At 65.7% G+C, this 20,725-nt stretch carries 22 protein-coding genes; 10 read left to right on the top strand and 12 right to left on the bottom strand.

Features of this window, described 5'->3' with window-relative positions; translation table 11 throughout:
* Positions 1-64 precede the first annotated feature (64 nt).
* Positions 65-940, top strand: a complete 876-nt coding sequence (locus IPG63_15710; protein ID MBK6728645.1) for a neutral zinc metallopeptidase — start codon at positions 65-67, stop codon at positions 938-940.
* A 47-nt stretch (positions 941-987) separates the two neighbouring features.
* Here IPG63_15710 and IPG63_15705 read toward each other — a convergent pair whose 3' ends face one another.
* The 7 genes from IPG63_15705 to IPG63_15675 form a co-directional block, all read right to left on the bottom strand.
* Positions 988-1,353: a Txe/YoeB family addiction module toxin gene (locus IPG63_15705; GenBank protein MBK6728644.1), complete on the bottom strand. Its 366-nt coding sequence runs from the start codon at positions 1,351-1,353 to the stop codon at positions 988-990.
* Entirely contained in the window at positions 1,253-1,534 is a 282-nt protein-coding gene (locus tag IPG63_15700) for a type II toxin-antitoxin system prevent-host-death family antitoxin (GenBank protein MBK6728643.1), read from the bottom strand. The genes IPG63_15705 and IPG63_15700 overlap by 101 nt, the downstream gene beginning before the upstream one ends.
* 357 nt (positions 1,535-1,891) lie before the next feature.
* Entirely contained in the window at positions 1,892-2,425 is a 534-nt protein-coding gene (locus IPG63_15695; protein MBK6728642.1) for a transposase, read from the bottom strand.
* 359 nt (positions 2,426-2,784) lie between these two features.
* Entirely contained in the window at positions 2,785-4,014 is a 1,230-nt protein-coding gene (locus tag IPG63_15690; protein MBK6728641.1) for a hypothetical protein, read from the bottom strand.
* 251 nt (positions 4,015-4,265) lie between these two features.
* A complete protein-coding gene (locus IPG63_15685) occupies positions 4,266-4,535 on the bottom strand; it encodes a type II toxin-antitoxin system RelE/ParE family toxin (GenBank protein ID MBK6728640.1) in 270 nt (89 codons plus the stop codon).
* Positions 4,519-4,749 (bottom strand): ribbon-helix-helix protein, CopG family, encoded by a 231-nt coding sequence (locus IPG63_15680; GenBank protein ID MBK6728639.1) that lies wholly within the window; start codon positions 4,747-4,749, stop codon positions 4,519-4,521. Before IPG63_15680 ends, IPG63_15685 begins: the two co-directional genes overlap by 17 nt.
* 44 nt (positions 4,750-4,793) lie before the next feature.
* Positions 4,794-5,204 carry an MGMT family protein gene (locus tag IPG63_15675; protein ID MBK6728638.1) on the bottom strand — a complete coding sequence of 137 codons (411 nt, stop codon included), beginning with the start codon at positions 5,202-5,204 and terminating at the stop codon, positions 4,794-4,796.
* On the opposite strand from IPG63_15675, the gene IPG63_15670 reads away from it, so the two are divergent.
* The 4 genes from IPG63_15670 to secF all read left to right on the top strand — a co-directional run bounded on the left by IPG63_15670 (position 5,175) and on the right by secF (position 8,831).
* The gene (locus IPG63_15670) at positions 5,175-5,579 is read left to right on the top strand and encodes a hypothetical protein (GenBank protein ID MBK6728637.1); all 405 of its coding nucleotides are present in this window, start codon (positions 5,175-5,177) and stop codon (positions 5,577-5,579) included. The two genes, IPG63_15675 and IPG63_15670, sit on opposite strands and share 30 nt — an antisense overlap.
* A gap of 79 nt (positions 5,580-5,658) precedes the next feature.
* Complete coding sequence (yajC, locus tag IPG63_15665; protein MBK6728636.1) at positions 5,659-5,988, top strand: preprotein translocase subunit YajC; 330 nt, start codon at positions 5,659-5,661, stop codon at positions 5,986-5,988.
* Between the two features lie 24 nt (positions 5,989-6,012).
* Positions 6,013-7,878: a protein translocase subunit SecD gene (gene secD / locus IPG63_15660; GenBank protein MBK6728635.1), complete on the top strand. Its 1,866-nt coding sequence runs from the start codon at positions 6,013-6,015 to the stop codon at positions 7,876-7,878.
* A gap of 14 nt (positions 7,879-7,892) precedes the next feature.
* Positions 7,893-8,831 carry a protein translocase subunit SecF gene (secF, locus tag IPG63_15655; protein MBK6728634.1) on the top strand — a complete coding sequence of 313 codons (939 nt, stop codon included), beginning with the start codon at positions 7,893-7,895 and terminating at the stop codon, positions 8,829-8,831.
* A gap of 183 nt (positions 8,832-9,014) precedes the next feature.
* Here secF and IPG63_15650 read toward each other — a convergent pair whose 3' ends face one another.
* Positions 9,015-9,809, bottom strand: a complete 795-nt coding sequence (locus tag IPG63_15650) for an inositol monophosphatase (protein ID MBK6728633.1) — start codon at positions 9,807-9,809, stop codon at positions 9,015-9,017.
* A 122-nt stretch (positions 9,810-9,931) separates the two neighbouring features.
* Here IPG63_15650 and IPG63_15645 point away from each other — a divergent pair, with 122 nt between their 5' ends.
* The 3 genes from IPG63_15645 (at position 9,932) to IPG63_15635 (ending at position 13,851) form a co-directional block, all read left to right on the top strand.
* The gene (locus IPG63_15645) at positions 9,932-10,696 is read left to right on the top strand and encodes an RNA methyltransferase (GenBank protein ID MBK6728632.1); all 765 of its coding nucleotides are present in this window, start codon (positions 9,932-9,934) and stop codon (positions 10,694-10,696) included.
* Between the two features lie 102 nt (positions 10,697-10,798).
* Positions 10,799-11,755: a phosphate/phosphite/phosphonate ABC transporter substrate-binding protein gene (locus IPG63_15640; GenBank protein MBK6728631.1), complete on the top strand. Its 957-nt coding sequence runs from the start codon at positions 10,799-10,801 to the stop codon at positions 11,753-11,755.
* Positions 11,752-13,851 carry an EAL domain-containing protein gene (locus IPG63_15635; protein MBK6728630.1) on the top strand — a complete coding sequence of 700 codons (2,100 nt, stop codon included), beginning with the start codon at positions 11,752-11,754 and terminating at the stop codon, positions 13,849-13,851. Before IPG63_15640 ends, IPG63_15635 begins: the two co-directional genes overlap by 4 nt.
* On the opposite strand, the gene IPG63_15630 is transcribed toward IPG63_15635, so the two are convergent.
* The 3 genes from IPG63_15630 to IPG63_15620 form a co-directional block, all read right to left on the bottom strand.
* Positions 13,844-14,497 carry an exopolysaccharide biosynthesis protein gene (locus tag IPG63_15630; protein MBK6728629.1) on the bottom strand — a complete coding sequence of 218 codons (654 nt, stop codon included), beginning with the start codon at positions 14,495-14,497 and terminating at the stop codon, positions 13,844-13,846. The genes IPG63_15635 and IPG63_15630 overlap by 8 nt on opposite strands.
* Positions 14,497-15,798 (bottom strand): HlyC/CorC family transporter, encoded by a 1,302-nt coding sequence (locus tag IPG63_15625; protein MBK6728628.1) that lies wholly within the window; start codon positions 15,796-15,798, stop codon positions 14,497-14,499. Before IPG63_15625 ends, IPG63_15630 begins: the two co-directional genes overlap by 1 nt.
* A 95-nt stretch (positions 15,799-15,893) precedes the next feature.
* Positions 15,894-16,643: a sulfite exporter TauE/SafE family protein gene (locus tag IPG63_15620; GenBank protein MBK6728627.1), complete on the bottom strand. Its 750-nt coding sequence runs from the start codon at positions 16,641-16,643 to the stop codon at positions 15,894-15,896.
* A gap of 141 nt (positions 16,644-16,784) precedes the next feature.
* Here IPG63_15620 and IPG63_15615 point away from each other — a divergent pair, with 141 nt between their 5' ends.
* A complete protein-coding gene (locus IPG63_15615; protein ID MBK6728626.1) occupies positions 16,785-17,414 on the top strand; it encodes a DUF47 family protein in 630 nt (209 codons plus the stop codon).
* A gap of 7 nt (positions 17,415-17,421) precedes the next feature.
* Entirely contained in the window at positions 17,422-18,555 is a 1,134-nt protein-coding gene (locus IPG63_15610) for an inorganic phosphate transporter (protein ID MBK6728625.1), read from the top strand.
* Positions 18,556-18,627: 72 nt separating this feature from the next.
* Here IPG63_15610 and IPG63_15605 read toward each other — a convergent pair whose 3' ends face one another.
* Complete coding sequence (locus IPG63_15605; GenBank protein MBK6728624.1) at positions 18,628-20,655, bottom strand: M13 family metallopeptidase; 2,028 nt, start codon at positions 20,653-20,655, stop codon at positions 18,628-18,630.
* Positions 20,656-20,725 lie beyond the last annotated feature (70 nt).

Here is a 20,725-nt window from a genome sequence, read left to right as displayed (position 1 = left end):
CGACGCTGATGCAGGCCGGTCCGGCGCTAGACTCTGCGCGAGCTCCTTATGGTGGAGAAAGCCGATGTTGTGGAAACGCGGTCGTCGCAGTGACAACGTAGTGGGTGCCGATGCCGGCGGCGGTCGCCGCATGCCGATGGGCCGGGGCGGCATGGGCATCGGCGGCGTGCTGATCGTGGTCGTGATCGCGCTGGTGATGGGCAAGAACCCGGTCGAACTGCTGGCCCTGCTCGGCAACAGCGGTGCGCCGACAACGCAGGGCGAAGCGCCCATCGACACCGCGCCTGCTGCGCTTCCTGAAACCGAATCCACCGACTTCGTGCGCGCGATCCTCGGCAGCACCGAGGATGTGTGGTCGCAGGCGTTTGAAGGCGGTCGGTATCCGGCGCCGAAGCTGGTGGTGTTCGCGGGCGCCGTCGCCTCCGCCTGCGGCAACGCCACCTCGGCGGTCGGGCCGTTCTATTGCTCCGGCGACCAGCGCGTCTATCTCGACACGTCTTTCTTCGACGACATGACGCGCCAGCTCAACGCTCCCGGCGAGTTCGCACGCGCCTACGTGATCGCGCATGAAGTCGGCCACCACCTCCAGAACGTCACCGGAGTGATGCAGCGCACTGCCAAGTTGCGCGCGGAGGGCGAGGAAATGGAAGGCGCCGATGGCTTGAGCGTGCGCCAGGAATTGCAGGCCGACTGCTACGCCGGCGTCTGGGCCAACCACGCGCAACGTCAGCTGCAATGGCTCGAACCCGGCGACATCGAGTCCGCCCTCAACGCCGCCACCGCCATCGGCGACGACCGCCTGCAACAACAATCCCGCGGCCACGTCGTCCCCGATTCCTTCACCCACGGCACCAGCGCCCAGCGCGTGCGCTGGTTCAAGATCGGCATGGAGTCGGGTGACGCGCAGAAGTGCGATACGTTCAAGGCGGATCGGTTGTAGGCACGACCACGGCGATTTGCGCGCTTGCAGCCAATCGTCGTCGGCCTTCAGTAGTGGTATCGACCCTGCAGGAAATCGATGCGGTCGTTCTTGACCAGATAGACGCAGCGATGTTCCTGCGTGATGCGCCGCGACCAGACGTCGCTACCCAGGTACTTCAGCGGCTCCGGTTTGCCGATCCCGGCAAACGGATCGCGAAGCACGGCATCCACGAGATCCAGCAAACGCAAGGCCGCGCGGCGGTCGGTGTCGACCCACCAGCGCAGGTCTTCGATGAACATCGGATCGAAGACGGCGATGCGTCCCGCGGTCCTAGGCGTCAAGCCCGACCTCTTCGCGCAGCGCGGCCGCAGACTTTGGCTTCCCAGTGCCCTTGCGTGCACGCCCCAAGGCCGCAAGCAGGCGCTCGGCATTGGCCGGCGAACGCAGCAGATGCGCGGTTTCCATCAGGCTCGCCAGTTCATCCGCCGCGATCATCGCCACCGGCGGACGGTCCCGCCGCTTCACGATCACGACCTCACGATCGTCGCTGACACGATCCATCAAGCTCGCGAACTCGGCGCGGGCCTGGCTGTAGGTGGTTTCGATGGACATGAGGCGCTCCGGCAGTGTCGTACAGATATCTTGTACAACTCGAACCGGGCACCGTCAACCCGGGAATCATGTGACGCAGACTGGATTCGAACTCGCTGCAGCTCCGAGTAGCGCCTCCGCTGGTTCAAGATCGACACGGAATCCGGCGACACCCAACGCTGCGACGCGTGCGCGACGGATCGGTTGCAGGTCGGCGAACCAAATTTCAGCGGAGACGATACCTCTATGCCCGCCCGCCCGTTCGTCACAAACAGAGCAAGGCTGTTCTCGATTGGCCGCAGCCAATTCGTTCGGCTACCCGAATCAATGCAATTTGCGGGCGACATGGTCGTCGCCAAGCGCATGGGAAACGGGGTGCTATTGCTGCATCACGAAATCGATGCCTCGCAGCGAAAGGGCAGCCAGCAAGAAGTACGAACAGTAAGCGCGGTCGGCGATTACCACCTCGCCAGGCGCGAAGTGATCCAGCAAGTTCCATAGCTGGCTGCACTCCCCGTTACGCTTGCCTTGAGCCGCCGTTATGGTCCAATCGGTGACACATCCCGACCCGAGCGAGATCACGCCGACGATCAGCGCGTGCGGAAAGCCTACACCTGGCGCCTGGCTGCGACTCTGCGGAAACGCGGCCTGCAGGCTGGGTGTGTCCGGCATCGAGACGCCAGTGCCATCGATCAGCTTGATCTCTCGCCCCCGCCAGCGCGCCGCTGGCGACAGTGCTCGCGCTGCGATGGTCGCAACCTCGGCTGCGCAGTCCTGGATCAGCGCCAGCGGCAATCGCTGGCGCGCCTTGCAATACGAGCTCGTTCCCAGCCCATTCGGTGCCAGCCCCAATGCGGTTCGCTCGCTCAGGTAACGCCCCACAACATCCTGGCAGGCAGCGTCGACATTCATCACTTGCTCGACCAACAGCCCCAAGGTGACGCCAGGCGGAAAGACGCGCTGGCGGTGTCTGCCGCAGTGCCGAGCGACCACGTCGTCGAGCCCGCTGCTCGACAACACGCCCAACAGCCGACCACGCGCACCCGCTTGCAACAGCAGGCGCTGCTGCTCAATGGCTGCGCACAGGCGTTTTTTTGGTAGTCTGCATCAGGGCTGATCCTCTCAGTGCACTCAGCGGTTTAGACATCTGCAGAGTACCCGCCGTGAGGCTCTCAGCCCACTCCCTTAAACTGTTGATTGACCAGCGCTTCGGGGCTTAAGGAAGTGCCATTGGGGTCAGAGTGAATTACTGGTCTGCCGAGTTCATCCCGCTACTGCTCGAAGCCATCGCCCAGTAGGCAATCGCCGGCGCCTGGAAACACCGGAAAGCCGTGCTTGCAGGTCAGGCGCGTGATCGCTTCCATGCGCGCGTCACCGGCAGCGGGCTGTAAGGTCTGCAGCAGTTCGGCGACCAGCGCATCGCGAGCGGTGGCCGAGCCCGCACCGGCGATCAAGACGCCGCGGACGGCGGCGAAGGCCGCGAGTTCGTCGTAGCTGCGGCCAAGCGCCGCCACCAGGGTCTGGTCGGTCTCGGCCAACAGGCTCTGGTCGATGCCGACTTCCCATTCGTGACGCAAGGCATGCAGGCCCTGGCCACAATCGGGGTTGCTCAGATCGACGGTGAAACCGCGCAAGGGCCCCACCGCCGGGCCTTGCAACGCGCTGCGATCAGTGCAGACATGATGGGAGATGCGATCACCGAGCGCGTGCAGGTAGATGCCGAGCCGGGCCGCGGCCGCGCGCGATGCACCGCCGCCGACGACGGCATCGAACGACTCGGCGTACAACGGCCCGCCCGGCTCGTCTGCGGTGACGATCATCTGCGATCCGGTCGGCGTCACGAATGGCAGCGAGGTCGGGCCGAAGATCGAGACGTCGCTATCAATTTCGGCGGGATCGCTGTTGTCGCGGGCGAAGCACTGCGTGCCGAGCGCGTAGTCGCTGCCGGTGAATGCCGTCAGGCCATCGGTGCAGGCCGGGCGCGTCGGGCCGGAGCCGGCCATCGCCCAGGATCGCAGGTGCACCAGAAAGCCTTCGGCATCGGCGTCGCTGAGATTCGGATGCAAGCCATCGACGACCGGTTGTGGCCCGAGCGGACCCGTGCGCGGCGAGATGAAGTGGAAGAACATGCCACCGGATGGGACGTTGGTCCGCACCAGCCCGTCGAGTATCGCCGTCGCCAGCGCGCCACCATCGACCGGCGCACCGTGCAAATCGACCGGAGCGTAGGAACCGAAGTCGACCGCTTGATCGTAGGCCGCGATCCAGTAGGCGTCGCTGCTGCTGAAACCGACCGCCTGCGCCATCAGATAGGTCGCGTCGGCATGCACCAGGCTGCGCGCGTGCGGATACGAAGCAGCCGCCACGTACTGCGCGGTAGCTGCCGTCAGGCAGGTCCCGGTGGTCGTGCCAACCGGCAGACACTCGGCCGGCAACGGCGTGCACGCCAGCACACCGCTGCCATCCGCGCTCCAGCACAGGTCCTCGCTGAACGCAGCCACGTCCGCGCTCCACGCGCTCAACCCGACCGCAGCCAGCAGCAAGCCCGCTCGAACAACTGATTCGATCCACATGTCGAATGACTCCCCACGGCACGCACCAGGCACCGTCGGGCGCAGCATCGCCGCACACGGCAAGCAACAGGTGTCGGCAACCGACGCCAATGTGAGCGGATGTTGCTGCGCACGCGGCGACCGCCCAGCGGGCCAGCGCCGCGCCCGCAAGCAAATGGCGATACTGGTTGTCTGACCAGTCAACGGTAGACGTCGCCTCGGTTGCCAACACGCACGACCAGGACACGCAACATGGCGTCCTCGATGCAACAAACGATGCGAAAGTCGCCGACGCGGTACTTCCAGAACTCACCGAGATTCGATCCGTGCAGTGCCTGACCAAGGCTGCGCGGATTCTCGGCCACCGCAACCCGACCGTGCAGGAAGACGAGTATCCGCTTCGCAACCACCGGGTCGAGCTTCTGCAGTTCCTTCCTTGCCTTGGGATGAAATTCAACCCGCCAGGCCATACTGCTTCATCAAATCATCGAGTGGCGCCGTCTTGGCCCTGCCCGCGCGCACTGCGAGCAGGCGCTGCTCAGCCACATAGAGATCCTCCAGATCCGCGAGATGCTCGCGAATTGCCTCGATCATGTAGTAGGTCTTGCTGCGACCGGTGCGATCGGCAAGTTCCTGCAGTCGCGCAGCAATGTCGTCGGGTAGGCGAAGCGAAACGGCGCTCATGGCGGCCTCCGGAACCGGGATTGCGATACAAGTATCGCCCAGGGCTAACCCCACAACAACTCATCCAGCGACTGCCCGGCGGTCCAGGCGTGGGTGGCGAGATCGACGCGTCCGGTTTTCGAGACCGGAACGCCTTCCTTGCGCAGACACTTCGACTGTTCCTTGAAGGCGTCGCTGCCAAGCGGAAAGGCGATGCGGCCGTCGGACTTGAGCACGCGGTACCAGGGCACCGGATCATCCTCCGGAGCCATGCCGAGCACGCGCCCGACCATGCGCGCGCGGCCCTTCAGGCCGGCGCGGGCAGCGACTTCGCCATAGCTGCTGACCCGCCCGGCAGGAATGCGGCGGACGCTGGCGAGAATGGCGGCGATGGCGGCTGCGGTGTCCACGCGAGTAGCATAAGCGCATCGGATTGGAGAACGACCATGCGCAGTTTCGAAGACGTCCGCGCCCATCTCGGCGCGCGATTTGCCCTCACCGCCAGCGATCCGTACCAGATCGGCTTCGATCTCGACATCGACGATGAGCGCCGCCAGGGCGTGTTCCTCGGCGATCTCGAAACCGAGGGTGGGCGCCGTTACCTGCGCATCTCGACGCCGATTGCACCGCTCGCCAAATCGAACGCGACGCGCTCGCTGCGCTTCAACTGGGAACAACGCGTCGGCTACCTCGCGGTCAACGATCTCGATGGCGTGCCCTACCTGCATCTGTGCGAAAACCGTCCGTATGAAGGCCTCACCAGCGAGGAGATCGATACCCTGGTCGAGGACGTCGGACGCTTGGCCGACAACCTGGAGCGGCTGATCAACCTGGGTGCCGATGCGGTTTGAGCCCCACGCTGTGGCATAATCCGCCGCCTTTTTTTGTGGCCGACCGTCCCCATGTCGGCTGCTCCCAACGAGAGAGCCCATGAGCTTGCTGATTTCCGACGCCCACGCCCAGGCGGCGGCCGGCGCCCCTGCCGACGCCTTTTCGCCGCTGATCATGATGGCGGTGTTCTTCGCCATCTTCTATTTCATCGCCATCCGCCCGCAGATGAAGCGCGCCAAGGAACACCGTTCGATGCTCGACGCGATCGCCAAAGGCGATGAAATCGTGACTTCGGGCGGAATCCTCGGCCGCGTCACCGACATGAGCGATGCCTTCATCACCGTCGAGATCTCCGACAAGCTCGAGATCAAGGTGCAGAAGCACGCAATCAGCGCCGTATTGCCGAAAGGCACGATCAAGTCGGCCTGATCGCCGGCGACAGGGAACCCTGCCATGACCCTTGAATACCCCAACTGGAAGAAAGCCATCATCTTTGTGGTGCTGGCCTTCGGACTGCTCTACTCGCTGCCGAACCTCTACCGCCAGGACCCGGCGGTGCAGATTTCCGCCAGCCGCGGCGCCGTGCTCGACGAAACGATCAAGGACAAGGTGCAGGGCGACCTGGAGCGCGCCAAGATCGGCTTCAAAGCGATCGAACTGAGCGAGAAGCGCCTGCTGGTGCGACTGCTCGACGGCGACACCCAGCTTCGCGCCTCGGAGCTGCTGCACGGTTCGCTGGGCGAGAACTACACCGTCGCGCTCAACCTCGCATCCACCGTACCGTCGTGGCTGACCCGCTTCGGCGCCCACCCGATGACGCTCGGTCTCGACCTGCAGGGTGGCGTGCACTTCCTGATGGAGGTGGATCGCAAGTCGGTGATCGAACACGCCGACGAGCGCCTGGTCGACGACATCAAGACCACGCTGCGCGACCGCAACATTCGTGGCACCGCGGCGCGCGCAGACAACGGCGTGCTGGTCACGTTGCGCAGCGACGAGGATCGCAAGCGCGCCGCAAGCGAGATCGCGAATCTCGCCCCCGGCGTGGTGATCGAGGATGTCGCCGGTTCGCTCGATTCCTTCCCGCTCTCGGTCAAGGTACCGGACGAGGCGCGCATCGCCGCCATGGACCAGGTGATCGACCAGAACCTGTCGACGCTGCGCAACCGCATCAACGCGCTTGGTGTGGCCGAACCGGTGATCCAGCGCCAGGGCGCAGCGCGCATCGCGGTGCAACTGCCCGGCATCCAGGATACCGCCGCCGCGAAGAAGATCCTCGGCGCCACCGCTACGCTGGAATATCGTTTGTCCGACGTCGAGAATGCGTCGCGCGTCATGGAGGCGGTGCAGACCGGCCGCGTTCCAGCCGGTGCGCGGCTCTACTACACGCGCGACGGCCAACCGGTGCTGCTCAGTCGCCGCGTCATCGCCCAAGGCGACGAGATCGTCACCGCCACCAGCATCATCGACTCGGACAGCGGCACCCCCGCCGTCTCGATCCGTCTGAACAATGCCGGCGGCAGCAAGATGCTGCAGGTGACCGAGGAAAACGTCGGCCGCCCGCTGGCCGTGGTGTTCATCGAGCGCATTCCGGAAACCCGGATGGTCGACGGCAAGGAAGTGCGCTCGGCGCGGATCAAGGAAGAAGTGATCAGCATCGCCAACATCCGCGAGCCGTTCGGCAAGAGCTTCCTGACCACCGGCCTGCAAAAGGCCGAGGCCGACGAACTCGCGCTGCTGCTGCGCGCCGGCTCGCTGTCGGCGCCGATCGACATCGTCGAGGAACGCATCATCGGACCGAGCCTCGGTCGCGACAACATCGAGGCCGGCGTCGATGCGGTGTTCTACTCGTTCCTGTTCGTGATGGCATTCTTCGTCATTTACTACAAGATGTTCGGCATCGTCACCAATCTTGCGGTGCTTTTGAACCTGCTGCTGGTGGTCGCGGTAATGTCGCTGTTCGGCGCCACCCTGACCTTGCCCGGTCTCGCCGGCATCGCGCTCACCATCGGCATGTCGGTCGATGCCAACGTGCTGATCAACGAACGCATCCGCGAAGAATTGCGCGCCGGCACCTCGCCGCTTGCGAGCATCGCGGTCGGCTATGAGAAAGCATCGGGCACCATCCTCGACGCCAACGTCACTGCCCTGCTCGGCGGCATCGCGTTGTTCTCGTTCGGCTCCGGCCCGATCCGCGGCTTCGCACTCTCGCTGTGCGTCGGCATCCTGACCTCGATGTACACCGCGGTCTCGGTATCGCGCGGCATCGCCTCGCTCTTCTACAGCGGCCGCAAGAAACTTGCGCGCCTGTCGATCTGACCCGGAGATCCGACGTGAATCTTTTTCCGTATGACAGCAAGTTCGACTTCATGCGCCTGCGCAAAGTGTCGCTCGGCATCGCCATCGCGCTGTTGGTGATCGCGATCGGCTCGCTCACCGTGCGCGGCCTCAAGTTTGCGCTCGACTTCACCGGCGGCACCGTCGTCGAACTCAAGTTCGAGAAGGAAGTCGATATTGGCGACCTGCGCGGCAAGCTGGAAGCAGCCGGTTTCGAAAGCGCCCAGGTGCAGACCTTCGGTGCCTCGAACGACATCGTCGTGCGACTGCAGCCGCTCGCGGGCCAGGTCAATGCTGAGAAAACCGGCGACTCGGTGCTGGCCGCGGCACGGATCGAGGGCAATCCAGCCAAGCTCACGCGCGCCGACTTCGTCGGGCCGCAGGTCGGCAAGGAGCTGGCCGAACAGGGCGTGATCGCAGTGATCTTCGTCGCGTTCGGCTTCCTGCTCTACATCTCCATCCGCTTCGAGTGGAAGTTTGCGATCGCGGCGATCCTGGCGACCATGCACGACGTGATCATCTGCACCGGCTACTTCTCGGTCACCGGCAAGGAGTTCGACCTCAACGTGCTCGCCGGCATCCTCTCGGTGATGGGCTACTCGATCAACGACACCATCGTCGTGTTTGACCGCGTGCGCGAGAACTTCCGCGGTCTGCATCGCCTGGAGGCCTACGAAGTGCTGAATCGCTCGGTCAACCAGACCCTGTCGCGCACCATCATCACCTCGTTCGTGGCCCTGCTGACCGTGCTCGCGCTGTACTTCTTCGGTGGCTCCGCACTGCGCGGGATGGCCGAATCGCAGATCATCGGCATCATCATCGGCACGCTCTCGTCGATCTTCGTCGCCTGCCCGCTGCTGCTCTGGTTCGGCACCACCCGCATCGACCTGCTGCCGCGAGCGAAAGACGACGCCGATCTGGCACGACGGCCCTGAAGGCGTCCGGCCAAGGCCGGACCCACGCCAGCAAAAAGGCCGGGGAATCCCGGCCTTTTTGTTGATGCGGATCTGGATGCGGGTTCGGATGTGGGTCCGGATTTATCCGGACGCCTTTCTGGCGGCCCTAAGAGCGTCCGGCTGAAGCCGGACCCACACCGGACCCACGCCGTTACCGGAGCCTCAGTTCAACCCACCCACAAACGGCTCGATCGCTGCACGCAGTTCGCCACCGACATTGAGGTTGGCGGCGACGATGTGGCCCTTGGCGAGGAAGCCGTCGCCACCGCGCATGTCGGTGACCTGGCCACCGGCTTCGCGCACCAGCAGCACGCCGGCCGCCATGTCCCAGGGTTGCAGGCCCATCTCGAAGTAGGCATCGAAGCGACCGCAGGCAACGTAGGCGAGATCGAGCGCGGCCGATCCGGTGCGGCGCAGATCCTCGCCGGTCTTGAGCAAGGCCTTGACCATGTTCAGATGATCGTCGAACAGCTTGCGCTGGCGGAACGGGAAGCCAGTCGCGATCAGCGCACCCTCGATTCCCTTGCGCGGGGTGACGCGCAGGCGCCGGTCGTTGAGCAGCGCACCGCGGCCCTTCTCGGCCGTGAACAGTTCGTCGCGCAACGGATCGAAGACGACGCCGAGCAACGGCTCGCCCTTCTCGACCAAGGCGATCGACACCGCGAAATGCGGAAAACCGCGCAGGAAGTTGCTGGTGCCATCGAGCGGATCGATCACCCACTGTTGTTTGGTGGGTCCAACCTGCCCGCTCTCCTCGCCGAGGAAACCATGGGTCGGAAACGCCCGCCGGAGTTCCTTGATGATTTCGGCCTCTGCCAGGCGATCGACTTCGGTCACGAAATCGAGATGCGCCTTCTCGTGGATGATGATGCTGTCGCGCTTGGGCAGTGCGCGCGTGATGATGTTGCCAGCCGCGCGCGCAGCCTTGATGGCGATGTGGAGGGCGCCGTTTGCCATGATGTCTCCGGGAAAGAACAGCCCGGCGCGGGGCCGGGCGAAGTGGCTGCAGGGTAACAAACCGGCCGCGTGCAGGAAAGGCGAGCGCGCCCCGCACTGCCGTCACCGGATAAACTGCAGCCATGTCCCTCAACGATTTCCTGCGCCCGATCCGCGTCGTCCTGGTCGAACCCTCGCTGCCCGAGAACATCGGCGCCAGCGCGCGCGCGATGAAGACCATGGGCCTGTCCGATCTCGCCCTGGTGCAACCGAAACTGTTCCCCGACGCCCGCGCCAGCGCGCTCGCGGCTGGCGCCGAAGACATCCTGGAGCGCGCCCGCATCTGCACGACGCTGGCCGAAGCGCTGGCCGACTGCGTGTTCGCGGCCGGTTGCAGCGCACGCCGCCGCGACGTCGCCCTGCCGCTGCTGGAGCCCGCCCCCGCCGCACGCGACCTGCTCGGACGCCTGAGCGCGGGTCCGGTGGCGCTGGTGTTCGGCGCCGAGCGCACCGGACTGAGCAATACCGACCTCGGTTGCTGCGACATCGCCGTGCACATTCCGACCGAGCCCGACTTCAGCTCGCTGAACCTGGCGCAGGCGGTGCAGGTGTTGGCCTTCAGCGTGCGCATGGCGGCGCTGGAGCAACGCCCGAACGCGCCGCAGTCGACGGAGGATCGCGAGGATCCGCCGGCCAGCATCGGCCAGCTCGAAGGCATGTTCGGGCACTTCGAGGAAGCGCTGGAGGAAATCGACTTCTTCAAGGGTCGCCCGCACGGACAATTGATGCTGCGCATCCGGCGCATGCTGCATCGGGCCGAACTGGACACGCGCGAGGTGATGATCCTGCGCGGCATCCTCGCCGAAGCGCAACGCATGGCGCGGCTCGCGGCCCGATTCAACAACTGACAAACGCGGGCGTGGCGGACGCGGCTGCGACAGCGGCCGCGTGCTAAGGTCGGCGAGGCTTCGATCTGCCGGCAACGCCGGTCCCTGGGCGGCTCACGCGGAATGATATCGATCGGCAAACGGCGCGGAATGCGCGCACGACTCGGCGCTTGCATCGCACTCTTGCTGGCGCTGGCCGGGCTGGCGCCGGCAACCGTGCACGCCGATGCACAGCAGCCGCATCGCCTGGTGCTCGGACGCATCACCGACAATCCGCGCAGCGACTACGTTCGCCTGAAATCCATGCTCGACATCGTGGTGCCGCGACTCGCGGCGGCCGGCATTTCCGAAGGCGCGGTGCTGCTCGCGCGCGACCCGCAGCAGATGGCCGGCTATCTGCGCCGCGGCCGCGTCGACTGGGTCACCGAGACCCCGGCGATGGCCGCGGAACTGCAGGGACGCTCCGGCGCCCTGCCGTTTCTGCGCTCCGTGCGCGAAGACCGCAACGTCTATCGCAGCCTGATTTTCGTCCGCCGCGACCGCGGCATCGCCCGCATCGACGACCTGCGCGGCAAGCGCGTTGCGCTGCAGACGCGTTCCTCGACCAGCGCCTTCTACCTGCCGCTGATGACCCTGGTCGGAGCCGGTCTGCCGCTGGCCGAACTGGCGACACCGGATGACCTGCCGCGCGCCGATGAGGTCGGCTTCCTGCTTGCACGCTCCGAGCTGAATATCGCCACCTGGGTGCACAAGGGTCTTGCCGACGCCGGCGCCGTAAGCAATCTCGACTGGGACAACCCGGCACGCATGCTGTCGGCTTTCCGTTCCGACTTCCTGGTCATCGCCGAGAGCGACAGCGTGCCGCGTGCGATCGAGCTGGTGCGCGCCGATCTGCCCGTGGCAGTAGCCGACGCGCTGCGCGCAGTTCTGCTCGACCTTGACCGCGACCCGACCGTCGGCGACGCGCTGCGCGGCTACTTCGCCACCGCGCGCTTCGAGGCGGTGGATGTGGCCACGCGGCAATCGCTCGAAGCGCTCAATCAGCGCCTGCTGCCGCTACGTCGGGAGCTTGAGCGATGAGCGCACGCCGCACCTGGTGGCTGGTCGCGACAGCCGTCGCGCTGCTGCTCGCCGCCTGCGCGGCGATCGTGCTGCAGCAACACCGCAACCACGCGCATCGCGTCGCCAATGCCGCCACCCAGAACGAGTTCGCGCTGAGCGAGCAGGCACTCGCCGAGCGCACCCGCCTTGCCGCCGCGATGCTCGCGGATTCGCTGATCAACCCGACCTACTTCTTCGACCTGCAACGAATCGGCGACGTGCTCGAAGCCGGGCTCGACCGCGAGCAGACCGCCTACATCCTGCTGATCGACGCGAAGGGCCGCATCCTGCACGACGGCAGCCACGACATCGCCCGTTACGGCCAGCAGCCGGACGATGCCTTCGCCGCAACCGCGGCCGCGGTGCCCCAGCCGACGGTGCTGATCGCCGAGGCCTTCATCGAGGTCGCGCAGCCGATTCAGCTCGGGGACCAGCGCCTGGCGACGCTGCGCCTCGCGTTTAAGCGAGATGCCGCCACCACGGTGGCACCGCTTGCGGTGCCTGCGCTGGCGCCGTGGATCGACCCGGTGCTGCTGCTCGGACTGCTTGGCGGCGTCGTCGCGCTGTTGCTGGTCGGCGATCGCCTGCTGGCGCGACCGCTGGCGCAGGTCGACCACCGCGTCGGACAGCTCGCGCGCGTCTACACCGGCGCCGAAGCCGAGACCTCGTGGCGCGAGTCGCTCGACCGCATCACCGGGCGGCTCGCCGGTTTCGACCGCGAACTGCAGCAACTCGGCCGCATCGACCCGCTGACTGCGCTGCCGAACCGCATCGCGCTGCGCGAACGCATCGCCGAGACCATCGGCGCCGCGCCGGGGTCGAGCGAAACGGAAATCGCGCTGCTGTTCATCGACCTCGACGATTTCAAGCGCATCAACGACACCCTCGGCCATGACATCGGTGACGCCATCCTCGCCAACGTCGCGCGCCGCTTCAGCGACGTGCTGCGCGAGGAATATCCGGGCGAGCAGGGTTTCATCGCGCGCTTCGGTGGCGACGAGTTCGTGCTGCTGCTCGCCGGCGTCGACGCCCGCCGCCGCGCCGGCGTGCTCGCCGAACTGCTGCTGTCGTCGCTGCGTACGCCGCTCAGCGTCGCCGACCAGGTGTTGCACGTGAGCGCAAGCATCGGCATCACCTCGTTCCCCGAGGACGCGCCGGACGCGGCGCGCCTGCTCAAGAACGGCGACATCGCCATGTATCTGGCCAAGGTGCACGGCCGCAACTGCGCGCGTTTCTTCACCACCTACCTGACCCGTCTCGCCGACGACCGTCTGGCCATCGAACAGGACCTGCGCGCCGCGCTCGACCGCGACGAGCTCAAGCTGCATTACCAGCCGATCATCGACTTCGCGAGCGGTGCGATCCACGGCGCCGAGGCGCTGCTGCGCTGGCAGCACCCCAGTCGCGGCCTGGTGTCATCGAGCCTTTTCGTCGGCATCGCCGAGGACGTCGGCATGATCGACGTGCTCGGAGATTTCGCACTGCGCACCGCCTGCGAGACCGCGGTGCGCTGGCCCGCCAGCGGCGAGCAGCGCCCGTTCGTCGCGGTCAATGTCTCGGTCAAGCAGCTGCGCAATGCGCGCTTCCCGGCGCGGGTCGCGCAGGTGCTCGACGAGACCGGGCTGACGCCGGCATTGCTGCACCTGGAACTTACCGAAAGCTCCCTGCTCGACGACGAATCAAGCGCGATCGCGGCACTCGAAGAGCTACACCGGATCGGCGTGAAGATCTGGCTCGACGACTTCGGCACCGGTTTCTCCGGCCTGAACCATCTGCGCCGCGTGCCGGTGGATGGCGTCAAGATCGACCGCAGCTTCGTCGCCGACCTGCTCACCGACCGCCACGACGCCGCGCTGACCAGCGCCATCATCGCCATGGCGCGCTCGCTCGACATCACCGTGGTCGCCGAGGGCGTCGAGTCGGCGGCGCTTGCCGGCGTGCTCAAGCAACTGCACTGTCCATTCGGCCAGGGCTACTGGATCGGCGAGCCCGCGCACAGCGAGAAGCTGGTGGAACGCATCGTCGCGCAACGTCTGGGCGAGGCCGGCAAGGGGCGCGGAAGCAAGGTCAGCTGAAGACGGCGCGCACGCTGTCGATGACGCCGCCGAGGTGCATCACCACCCAGTCGCCGAACCAGAACGCGGCGCCGAACTGGATCAGGGTCACCGCCCACAGCGCCGCCAGCCAGCGGCCGTCGCGTTCGAGCAGCGCCATCGCGTAGCCAATCATCGCCATCGCGAACGGCATGTTGGTCATCGGCACCGGCAGCGCCAGCTCGATGCCGAGGAACACCAACAGCAAGCCGGTGAAACGATGCGCATGGTGGCTCAGGAAAAAAGTCCAGCTCGGCTTGCACAGCTTCTCGATGCGCAACAGCCAGGGGTCGAGCACGCGCACAAACTTCGCCACCGAGGTCTTCGGGATCTCGATGCGGCGCACGAAACCGGGCAGCCAGGGATGGTCGAAGCCGAGCAGCATCTGCAGGCCGATCAGGCTCAGCAGAGTGCCGAAGATGCCGCCCATGAAGCCGACCGGAAGCGGGATCATGCACGGCAATGCGGCGAGCAGGATCAGGGCACCGAACCCGCGTTCGTGGATGGCGTCGACCAGCACGCCGAAGCCGATGCGTTCCTGCTGCCAGCCTTCCAGCGTCTGCGACAGCAGCTCCGACACACGTGGCGGCTTCGGGTGCGGTTGCCGCGAGCGCAGGCGTAGTCGCATCAGCCGAGCGCCGCCGCCGGCATCGGCGTCACCAGCACCTTGTCGATGCGCGCGCCATCGAGGTCGATCACCTCGAAGCGGAAGCCGCCGAACTCGAAGTGCTCGCCGACCCCGGGGATGCGCCCGAACTGAGCCATGAACATGCCAGCGAGGGTGCGGTATTCCTGGTCCTCTTCGTGCGGCAGCTGGCCGAGACCGAGCAATTCACGCAGGTCCTGCACCGGCAGGCTGCCGTCGATCAGCCAGGAACCATCAGCGCGCTGCACGATCGGCTGCTCATTGGCCTCGATCGCGTGTGCCAGGCGCCCGAACACCGCACCCATCAGGTCACCCATCGTCACCAGGCCCTGGATGTCGCCATATTCGTCGACCACGAATGCCAGCGCCGCCTCGCTCTCGCGCATCTGGTCGAGCAACTGCATCGCCTTGGCCGCCTCCGGAACGAACAACGGCGCCTGCACTTCGCGGAACAGATCGGGGACCTTTCCCGAGGCCAGTTCCGCCACCATCATTTTGGTCTCGACGACGCCGAGCACCTCTTGGTCGCTGCCGCGAAAAACCGGATAGCGCGAATGTCGGGACTCGCGCAGCACGGTCAGGTTCTCGTCCAGCGAAGCCGCCGCATCCAGCCAGGCGATGCGCGTGCGTGGCGTCATCAGGCTGTCGACCGTGCGATCGCCGAGATTCAGCACGCGATTGACCATGTTGCGTTCGTCGACGTCGATCACGCCTTGCTCGTGGCTCTCGGCGACCAGCATCTTGATTTCTTCTTCGGTCACGTCGCTGTCCTTGCCGTGACGCACCGGAAACAGCTTGAACAGCATCTCGGTGGTGACGCTGAGCAAGGTCACCGCGGGCGCAGCCGCGATCGCCAGCACGCGCATCGGGATCGCGACCGCAGTCGCAACCTTCTCCGGGCGCACGATGGCGAGACGCTTGGGCACCAGTTCGCCGACCACGACCGAGACGAACAGGATCAACCCGACGCTGACACCGACGCTGACCGGGCCGGCGTGGCGTGCGATCCAGGGCAGTTGCGCGAGTTCGTCGCGCAGCGCGAGCGCGATCGATTCGCCGCCGAAGTAGCCGGTGAGGATGCCGATCAGCGTGATCCACACCTGCACCGAGGACAGGAAGCGCTCCGGCTTCTCGGCCAGCTCCAGCGCGATGCGCGCACCGCGGCTGTCTCCGGCACGCTGCTTCAAGCGCGTCTTGCGCGCCGTCATCACCGCCATCTCCGACAGCGCGAAGAAGCCGTTGAGCAGGATCAGCAACAGGACGATGGTCAATTCAAGTGGCATGCAGCCACCGTAACCGCAACCGATGACTCGGGCGTGGCAGCGCGGCAAACACCGCTGGAAGTACCGGGAGACTGCGTCTGGAGTCGGGCATCGGTTCAGGACATGAGGCGCGACAGCGAGTGCACGCTCAGCGCGATGACGGCAAAGCCTACCATGCCGGTCAACAGCCGCATCGGCAGATGCCGCGTCAACCACGCCGCCACCGGTGCCGCCAGGATGCCGCCGCAGACCAATCCCGCCAGCCACACCCACGACACCACGCCCAAGCTGGCCGTAAGCGTCGCGCTGATGGCGATGGCAACGAAGAACTCGGAGGCGTTGGTGGTACCGACCGCATAGCGCGGTTCGGCACCCTGGGCGATCAGCGACGCGGTCACCACCGTGCCCCAGCCGCCGCCGCCGATTGCATCCAGCGTTCCCGCGACCAGTCCGGTGCCGTGCGCGCCGAGCGCGTGCACGCGCTTGCGTGCGACCCGATTGCGCAGCGCACGCAACAGCAGCCACAGCCCCATGCCGCTCAGATAGGCGCTGATCACGAAGCGCAGCAGCGCAGCGGGCGCGCGCTGCAGCACCAATGCTCCGGCCAGTCCGCCGATCATGCCCGGCAGCACCAGATGCAGAAACACGCGGCGGTCGATGTTGCGGAACCAGGCATGCGACAGCGCCGAGGCACCGCCGGTGAACACCTTGGCGGCGTGGATGGCGGCGCTCGACGCCGCCGGCGGTGTGCCCATGGCCAGCAGCACCGCGTTCGAAACCAGGCCGAAACCCATGCCGAGCGCGCCGTCCACCAGTTGCGCGGCGAATCCGATCGCCATGAAGGTCAGGAATTCGGAAAGATCCATGGGGCGCGAAGCCTAGCGGAGGCGGATGAAGGCAGGCAGTCCCGACCGGAGTCATGGGAATGTAACCTATCCGTCTTATGCTGTGCCGATTGCGCGCCCCGCCGCAGCACCCCAATTCCTCCAACTTCGCGAGTCAAGCCCATGTTTTCGCTGCAAACCATCTTCGGAAAAGGCGATCGCTTCTTCAGCCTGCTGGAACAAGCCTCGGAAGCCGCGCACGAGTCGGCCAAGGCGCTGACTGCGCTGCTCGGCCACCAGGGCAAGACCGGTTCACTCGAGGATTTCACCCGCACCCACTCGCGCGAAAAGGAACTGGCGGCGCAGATCAGTCATGAACTGGTCAACACCTTCGTCACCGCAATCGAGCGTGAAGACATCGAGGCGCTCGGCGCCGCGCTGTACAAGATTCCGAAAGTGGTGCAGAAATTCGCCGAGCGCTACGCATTGACCGCCGAGCGCGTCGGCGAGGTGGACTTCGCCCCGCGCGCGGCGATGCTGGAGAAAGCGGCAGGCGTGGTCGTACGCATGGTCCGCGAACTGCGCCGCGGCATGGCCATCGAGACCTACAAGGGCATGTACGACGAACTGCAGGCGATCGAGACCGAGGCCGACCGCCTGATCCTTGATCTGTATCGCGACCTGTACAAGGACGAGGCCGACCCGGTGCGTTACCTGATCCGCAAGGACCTGTTCGAGATCCTGGAGAAGGCCATCGACCGCTGCCGCGACGCCGGCAACGTCGTCTACCACATCGTCCTCAAGAACAGCTGAGGTCGCAATGACCACTGCCCTGCTGGTGCTGCTGGCCGTCATCGCGGTCGCGCTGATCTTCGAGTACGTCAACGGTTTTCACGACACCGCCAACTCGATCGCCACCGTGGTGGCGACCAAGGTGCTTTCACCGCGCCAGGCGGTGGTGCTTGCCGCCTCGATGAACCTGATCGGCGCGCTCGCCGGAAGTGCCGTGGCCAAGACGATTTCTTCCGGCCTGGTCGATACCAATGTGGTCACGGTGACCTCGGGCGTGCTGATCTGTGCCCTGCTCGGCGGCATCGTCTGGAACCTGATCACCTGGGCGATGGGCCTGCCCTCGTCGTCGACGCACGCACTGGTCGGCGGCCTCTGCGGAGCAGCGCTGGCGGCGGCCAGCGGCAACTTCGACGCGCTGATCTGGTCGCAAACCGCCGGCGACTGGACGCAGAACAAGGGTCTGCTGTGGAAAGTGGTGCTGCCGATGCTGTCGTCACCGGTGGCCGGTTTCACCCTCGGCATCCTGATCATGGGCGGTTTCATGGCGGTCATCAGCGGCATGAACGGTGCGGGTGGCTGGTTCGCGCGCATCTCGCGCCCGCGCTGGGTCAATGCCTTCTTCGGCAAGGCGCAGATCGCGAGCGCCGCTTACATGGGCTTCGCGCACGGCACCAATGATGCACAGAAGACCATGGGCATCATCGCGCTGGCGATCTTCGGCGCCGAAGCCGCCGGCACCCTGAACGGCCTGCCGTCCTGGCTTTCGTTCCTGCATCCAGGCGGCAAGGAAGGCGACATCGACCTGTGGATCGTGGTCACCTGTGCGCTGGTGATGGCCGCCGGCACCGCCGCCGGCGGCTGGCGCATCATCAAGACGCTGGGCCACAAGATGGTCAAGCTGCACCCGATCCACGGCTTCGCCGCAGAAACGAGTTCAGCGACGATCCTGACCGTGGCCGCGCACTTCGGCATGCCGGTCTCGACCACGCACAGCATCTCGACCGCGATCATGGGCGTCGGCTTCGCCAAGAACCCGAGGGCGCTGAAGTGGACCGTGATCGAGCGCATCGTCTGGGCCTGGATCCTCACCATCCCGGCCGCCGGCGGCATCGCCTACGGTCTGGTGCTCGCCAGCTGCGGCATGGGCTGGATCGGCAGCTGAGACCGTGGACATCGGCGCATACGACAACGGCGCCTCTCGGCGCCGTCGTTGTTTCCGGATCTGCCTCGGGGCTTACCAGATCACCACGCGTTCTTCGGGCTTCGCGACCATCTGGTCGCCCGGCTTGCACGCGAACGCGGTGGCGAAGGCGTCGATGTTGGCGTAGGGGCCGAGCACGCGGAAGCGCGCCGGGGCGTGCACGTCGGTGTTCAGACGCAGCTTCAGGTCCTGCTCGGTGTGCAGGCGACGCCAGCCCTGGGCCCAGCCGTGGAAGAAGCGCTGCTCGGGGCTGAGGCCATCGATCGCTTCCGGTTTCTGCTTGGCGGTGGCGAGGCGCCATGCGTCGTAGGAAACCAGCAGGCCACCGAGGTCGGCGATGTTCTCGCCCAGCGTCAGCTTGCCGTTGACGTGCAGGTCGTCGATCGCGACGAAGCCGTCGAACTGTTTGGCGAGCTGGTCGGTGCGCGCGGTGAACTTGGCGCGGTCCTCGTCGGTCCACCACATGCGCAGGTTGCCCTTGGCGTCGAACTGGCTGCCCTGGTCGTCGAAGCCGTGCATCAACTCGTGGCCGATGACGCCACCGATGGTGCCGTAGTTCAACGCGGCGTCGGCCTTGGGATCGAAGTACGGCGGCTGCAGGATCGCCGCCGGGAACGCGATCTCATTGGCCAGCGGGTTGTAGTAGGCATTCACCGTCTGCGGCAGCATGCCCCATTCGGCCCGGTCCACCGGCTGTCCGATCTGCGCGAACTGGCGCGCACTCTCGAACGCCACGCCGGCACGCACGTTGTGCCAGTATTGCTGGCGCTTGATTTCGAGCCTGGAGTAGTCGCGCCACTTGTCTGGATAACCGATCTTGGGCGTGAAGGTGTCGAACTTCGCCATCGCCTCCTTCTTGGTGGCATCGCTCATCCAGTCGAGTTTCATCAGCCGCGCCTTCAGCGCCTGCTGCAGGTTGCCGACCAGTTCGAGCATCTGCGCCTTGGCCTCGGGCGGGAAGGTCTTGGCGACGAACAGCTCGCCGAGCGCTTCGCCGAGATTGCCGTTGACCGAGTCGATCACGCGCTTCCAGCGTGGCCGCAGTTCCTTGGCGCCGCGCAGGGTGCGTCCGCCGAAATCGAAATCGGCTTCGACGAATTGCTTCGACAGGTAGGGCGCCGCGGTTCCGATCAAGTTCCAGCGCAGGTAGGCCTGCCAGGTCGCGATCGGCGTGTCGGAGAGCGTCTTGTCCATCTCCGCGAAGAACAGCGGATGCGACAGCGAGAACGTCGTCACGTCCTTGCGTCCGATCGCGCCGAGCAATTCGTTCCAGGCGTAGTTCGGCGTTGCCTGGTTCGCAGCATCGAGGCTGACGACGTTGTAGCTCTTGTTCGGATCGCGCAGCTCCAGCCGTGTCAACGACGCCTTGGCCAGACGCGTCTCCAGCGCCAGGATCGCGGCGGCATCTTGCTTGGCCTGTTCCGGCGTGTTGCCGATCAGGCTCAGCATACGCTCGACATGGGCGAGGTACTTGGCGCGCAACGCCTGCGACTCGGCGTCGTCCTTGGTGTAGTAGTCGCGATCGGGCAGACCGAGTCCGCCCTGGGTGGCGTAGGCGATGTTCATCGCCGAGTTCTTGAGGTCGGCCTCCTTGCCGAAACCGAACAGCACCCCCATGCCCTGCGCGTGCCAGCGATTGATCAACGCGATCAGGTCGGCGCGGGTCTTCAGCGCATCGATTTCGGCCAGTTGTGGCCGAACCGGTTCCAGACCGGCCTTCTCGATGCCGGCCTCATCCATCGCCATCGCATAGAAATCGCCGATCTTCTGCTGGCTCGAACCGGGCTTGGCCTCAGACTTGGCGGCGCTGTCGAGCATCTGTCGCAGGACATCGAGGTTGCGCTCGGAGATTTCGTTCATCGTGCCCCAGGCGGAATACTCCGCCGGGATCGGGTTGTTCTTCAGCCAGCCGCCGTTGGCATGCTGATAGAAATCGGTGCAGGCGGGCGTGGTCGCATCGAAGTTGGCCGGGTCGATGCCGCGCTCGTTGGTCTTCGCTGCGGCAGTGAGGGTGAGCGTCAGCGCGATGGCTGCCGCGAGCGGGCGAAAGCTGGGTTTCATGGCGGATTCCAATCAGTGGAAAGGCCACACTAGCCGCCAGCGGGCCGATGCTAAAGTGGCTGCAGTCACG

The organism is Lysobacterales bacterium, assembly GCA_016703225.1.
Classification (GTDB): Bacteria; Pseudomonadota; Gammaproteobacteria; order Xanthomonadales; family Ahniellaceae; genus JADKHK01.
The sequence above is the reverse complement of the archived record's forward strand: the minus strand, read 5'-3'. Positions and strand labels throughout refer to the sequence as shown.

Coding starts and splice junctions, on each gene's coding strand:
- IPG63_15710 (MBK6728645.1), top strand. CDS start 65: ATGTTGTGGAAACGCGGTCGTCGCAGTGACAACGTAGTGGGTGCCGAT.
- IPG63_15705 (MBK6728644.1), bottom strand. CDS start 1,353: ATGCCGAGCGCCTGCTTGCGGCCTTGGGGCGTGCACGCAAGGGCACTG.
- IPG63_15700 (MBK6728643.1), bottom strand. CDS start 1,534: ATGTCCATCGAAACCACCTACAGCCAGGCCCGCGCCGAGTTCGCGAGC.
- IPG63_15695 (MBK6728642.1), bottom strand. CDS start 2,425: ATGAATGTCGACGCTGCCTGCCAGGATGTTGTGGGGCGTTACCTGAGC.
- IPG63_15685 (MBK6728640.1), bottom strand. CDS start 4,535: ATGGCCTGGCGGGTTGAATTTCATCCCAAGGCAAGGAAGGAACTGCAG.
- IPG63_15680 (MBK6728639.1), bottom strand. CDS start 4,749: ATGAGCGCCGTTTCGCTTCGCCTACCCGACGACATTGCTGCGCGACTG.
- IPG63_15670 (MBK6728637.1), top strand. CDS start 5,175: ATGCGCAGTTTCGAAGACGTCCGCGCCCATCTCGGCGCGCGATTTGCC.
- IPG63_15675 (MBK6728638.1), bottom strand. CDS start 5,204: ATGGGCGCGGACGTCTTCGAAACTGCGCATGGTCGTTCTCCAATCCGA.
- yajC (MBK6728636.1), top strand. CDS start 5,659: ATGAGCTTGCTGATTTCCGACGCCCACGCCCAGGCGGCGGCCGGCGCC.
- secD (MBK6728635.1), top strand. CDS start 6,013: ATGACCCTTGAATACCCCAACTGGAAGAAAGCCATCATCTTTGTGGTG.
- IPG63_15650 (MBK6728633.1), bottom strand. CDS start 9,809: ATGGCAAACGGCGCCCTCCACATCGCCATCAAGGCTGCGCGCGCGGCT.
- IPG63_15645 (MBK6728632.1), top strand. CDS start 9,932: ATGTCCCTCAACGATTTCCTGCGCCCGATCCGCGTCGTCCTGGTCGAA.
- IPG63_15640 (MBK6728631.1), top strand. CDS start 10,799: ATGATATCGATCGGCAAACGGCGCGGAATGCGCGCACGACTCGGCGCT.
- IPG63_15635 (MBK6728630.1), top strand. CDS start 11,752: ATGAGCGCACGCCGCACCTGGTGGCTGGTCGCGACAGCCGTCGCGCTG.
- IPG63_15630 (MBK6728629.1), bottom strand. CDS start 14,497: ATGCGACTACGCCTGCGCTCGCGGCAACCGCACCCGAAGCCGCCACGT.
- IPG63_15625 (MBK6728628.1), bottom strand. CDS start 15,798: ATGCCACTTGAATTGACCATCGTCCTGTTGCTGATCCTGCTCAACGGC.
- IPG63_15620 (MBK6728627.1), bottom strand. CDS start 16,643: ATGGATCTTTCCGAATTCCTGACCTTCATGGCGATCGGATTCGCCGCG.
- IPG63_15615 (MBK6728626.1), top strand. CDS start 16,785: ATGTTTTCGCTGCAAACCATCTTCGGAAAAGGCGATCGCTTCTTCAGC.
- IPG63_15610 (MBK6728625.1), top strand. CDS start 17,422: ATGACCACTGCCCTGCTGGTGCTGCTGGCCGTCATCGCGGTCGCGCTG.
- IPG63_15605 (MBK6728624.1), bottom strand. CDS start 20,655: ATGAAACCCAGCTTTCGCCCGCTCGCGGCAGCCATCGCGCTGACGCTC.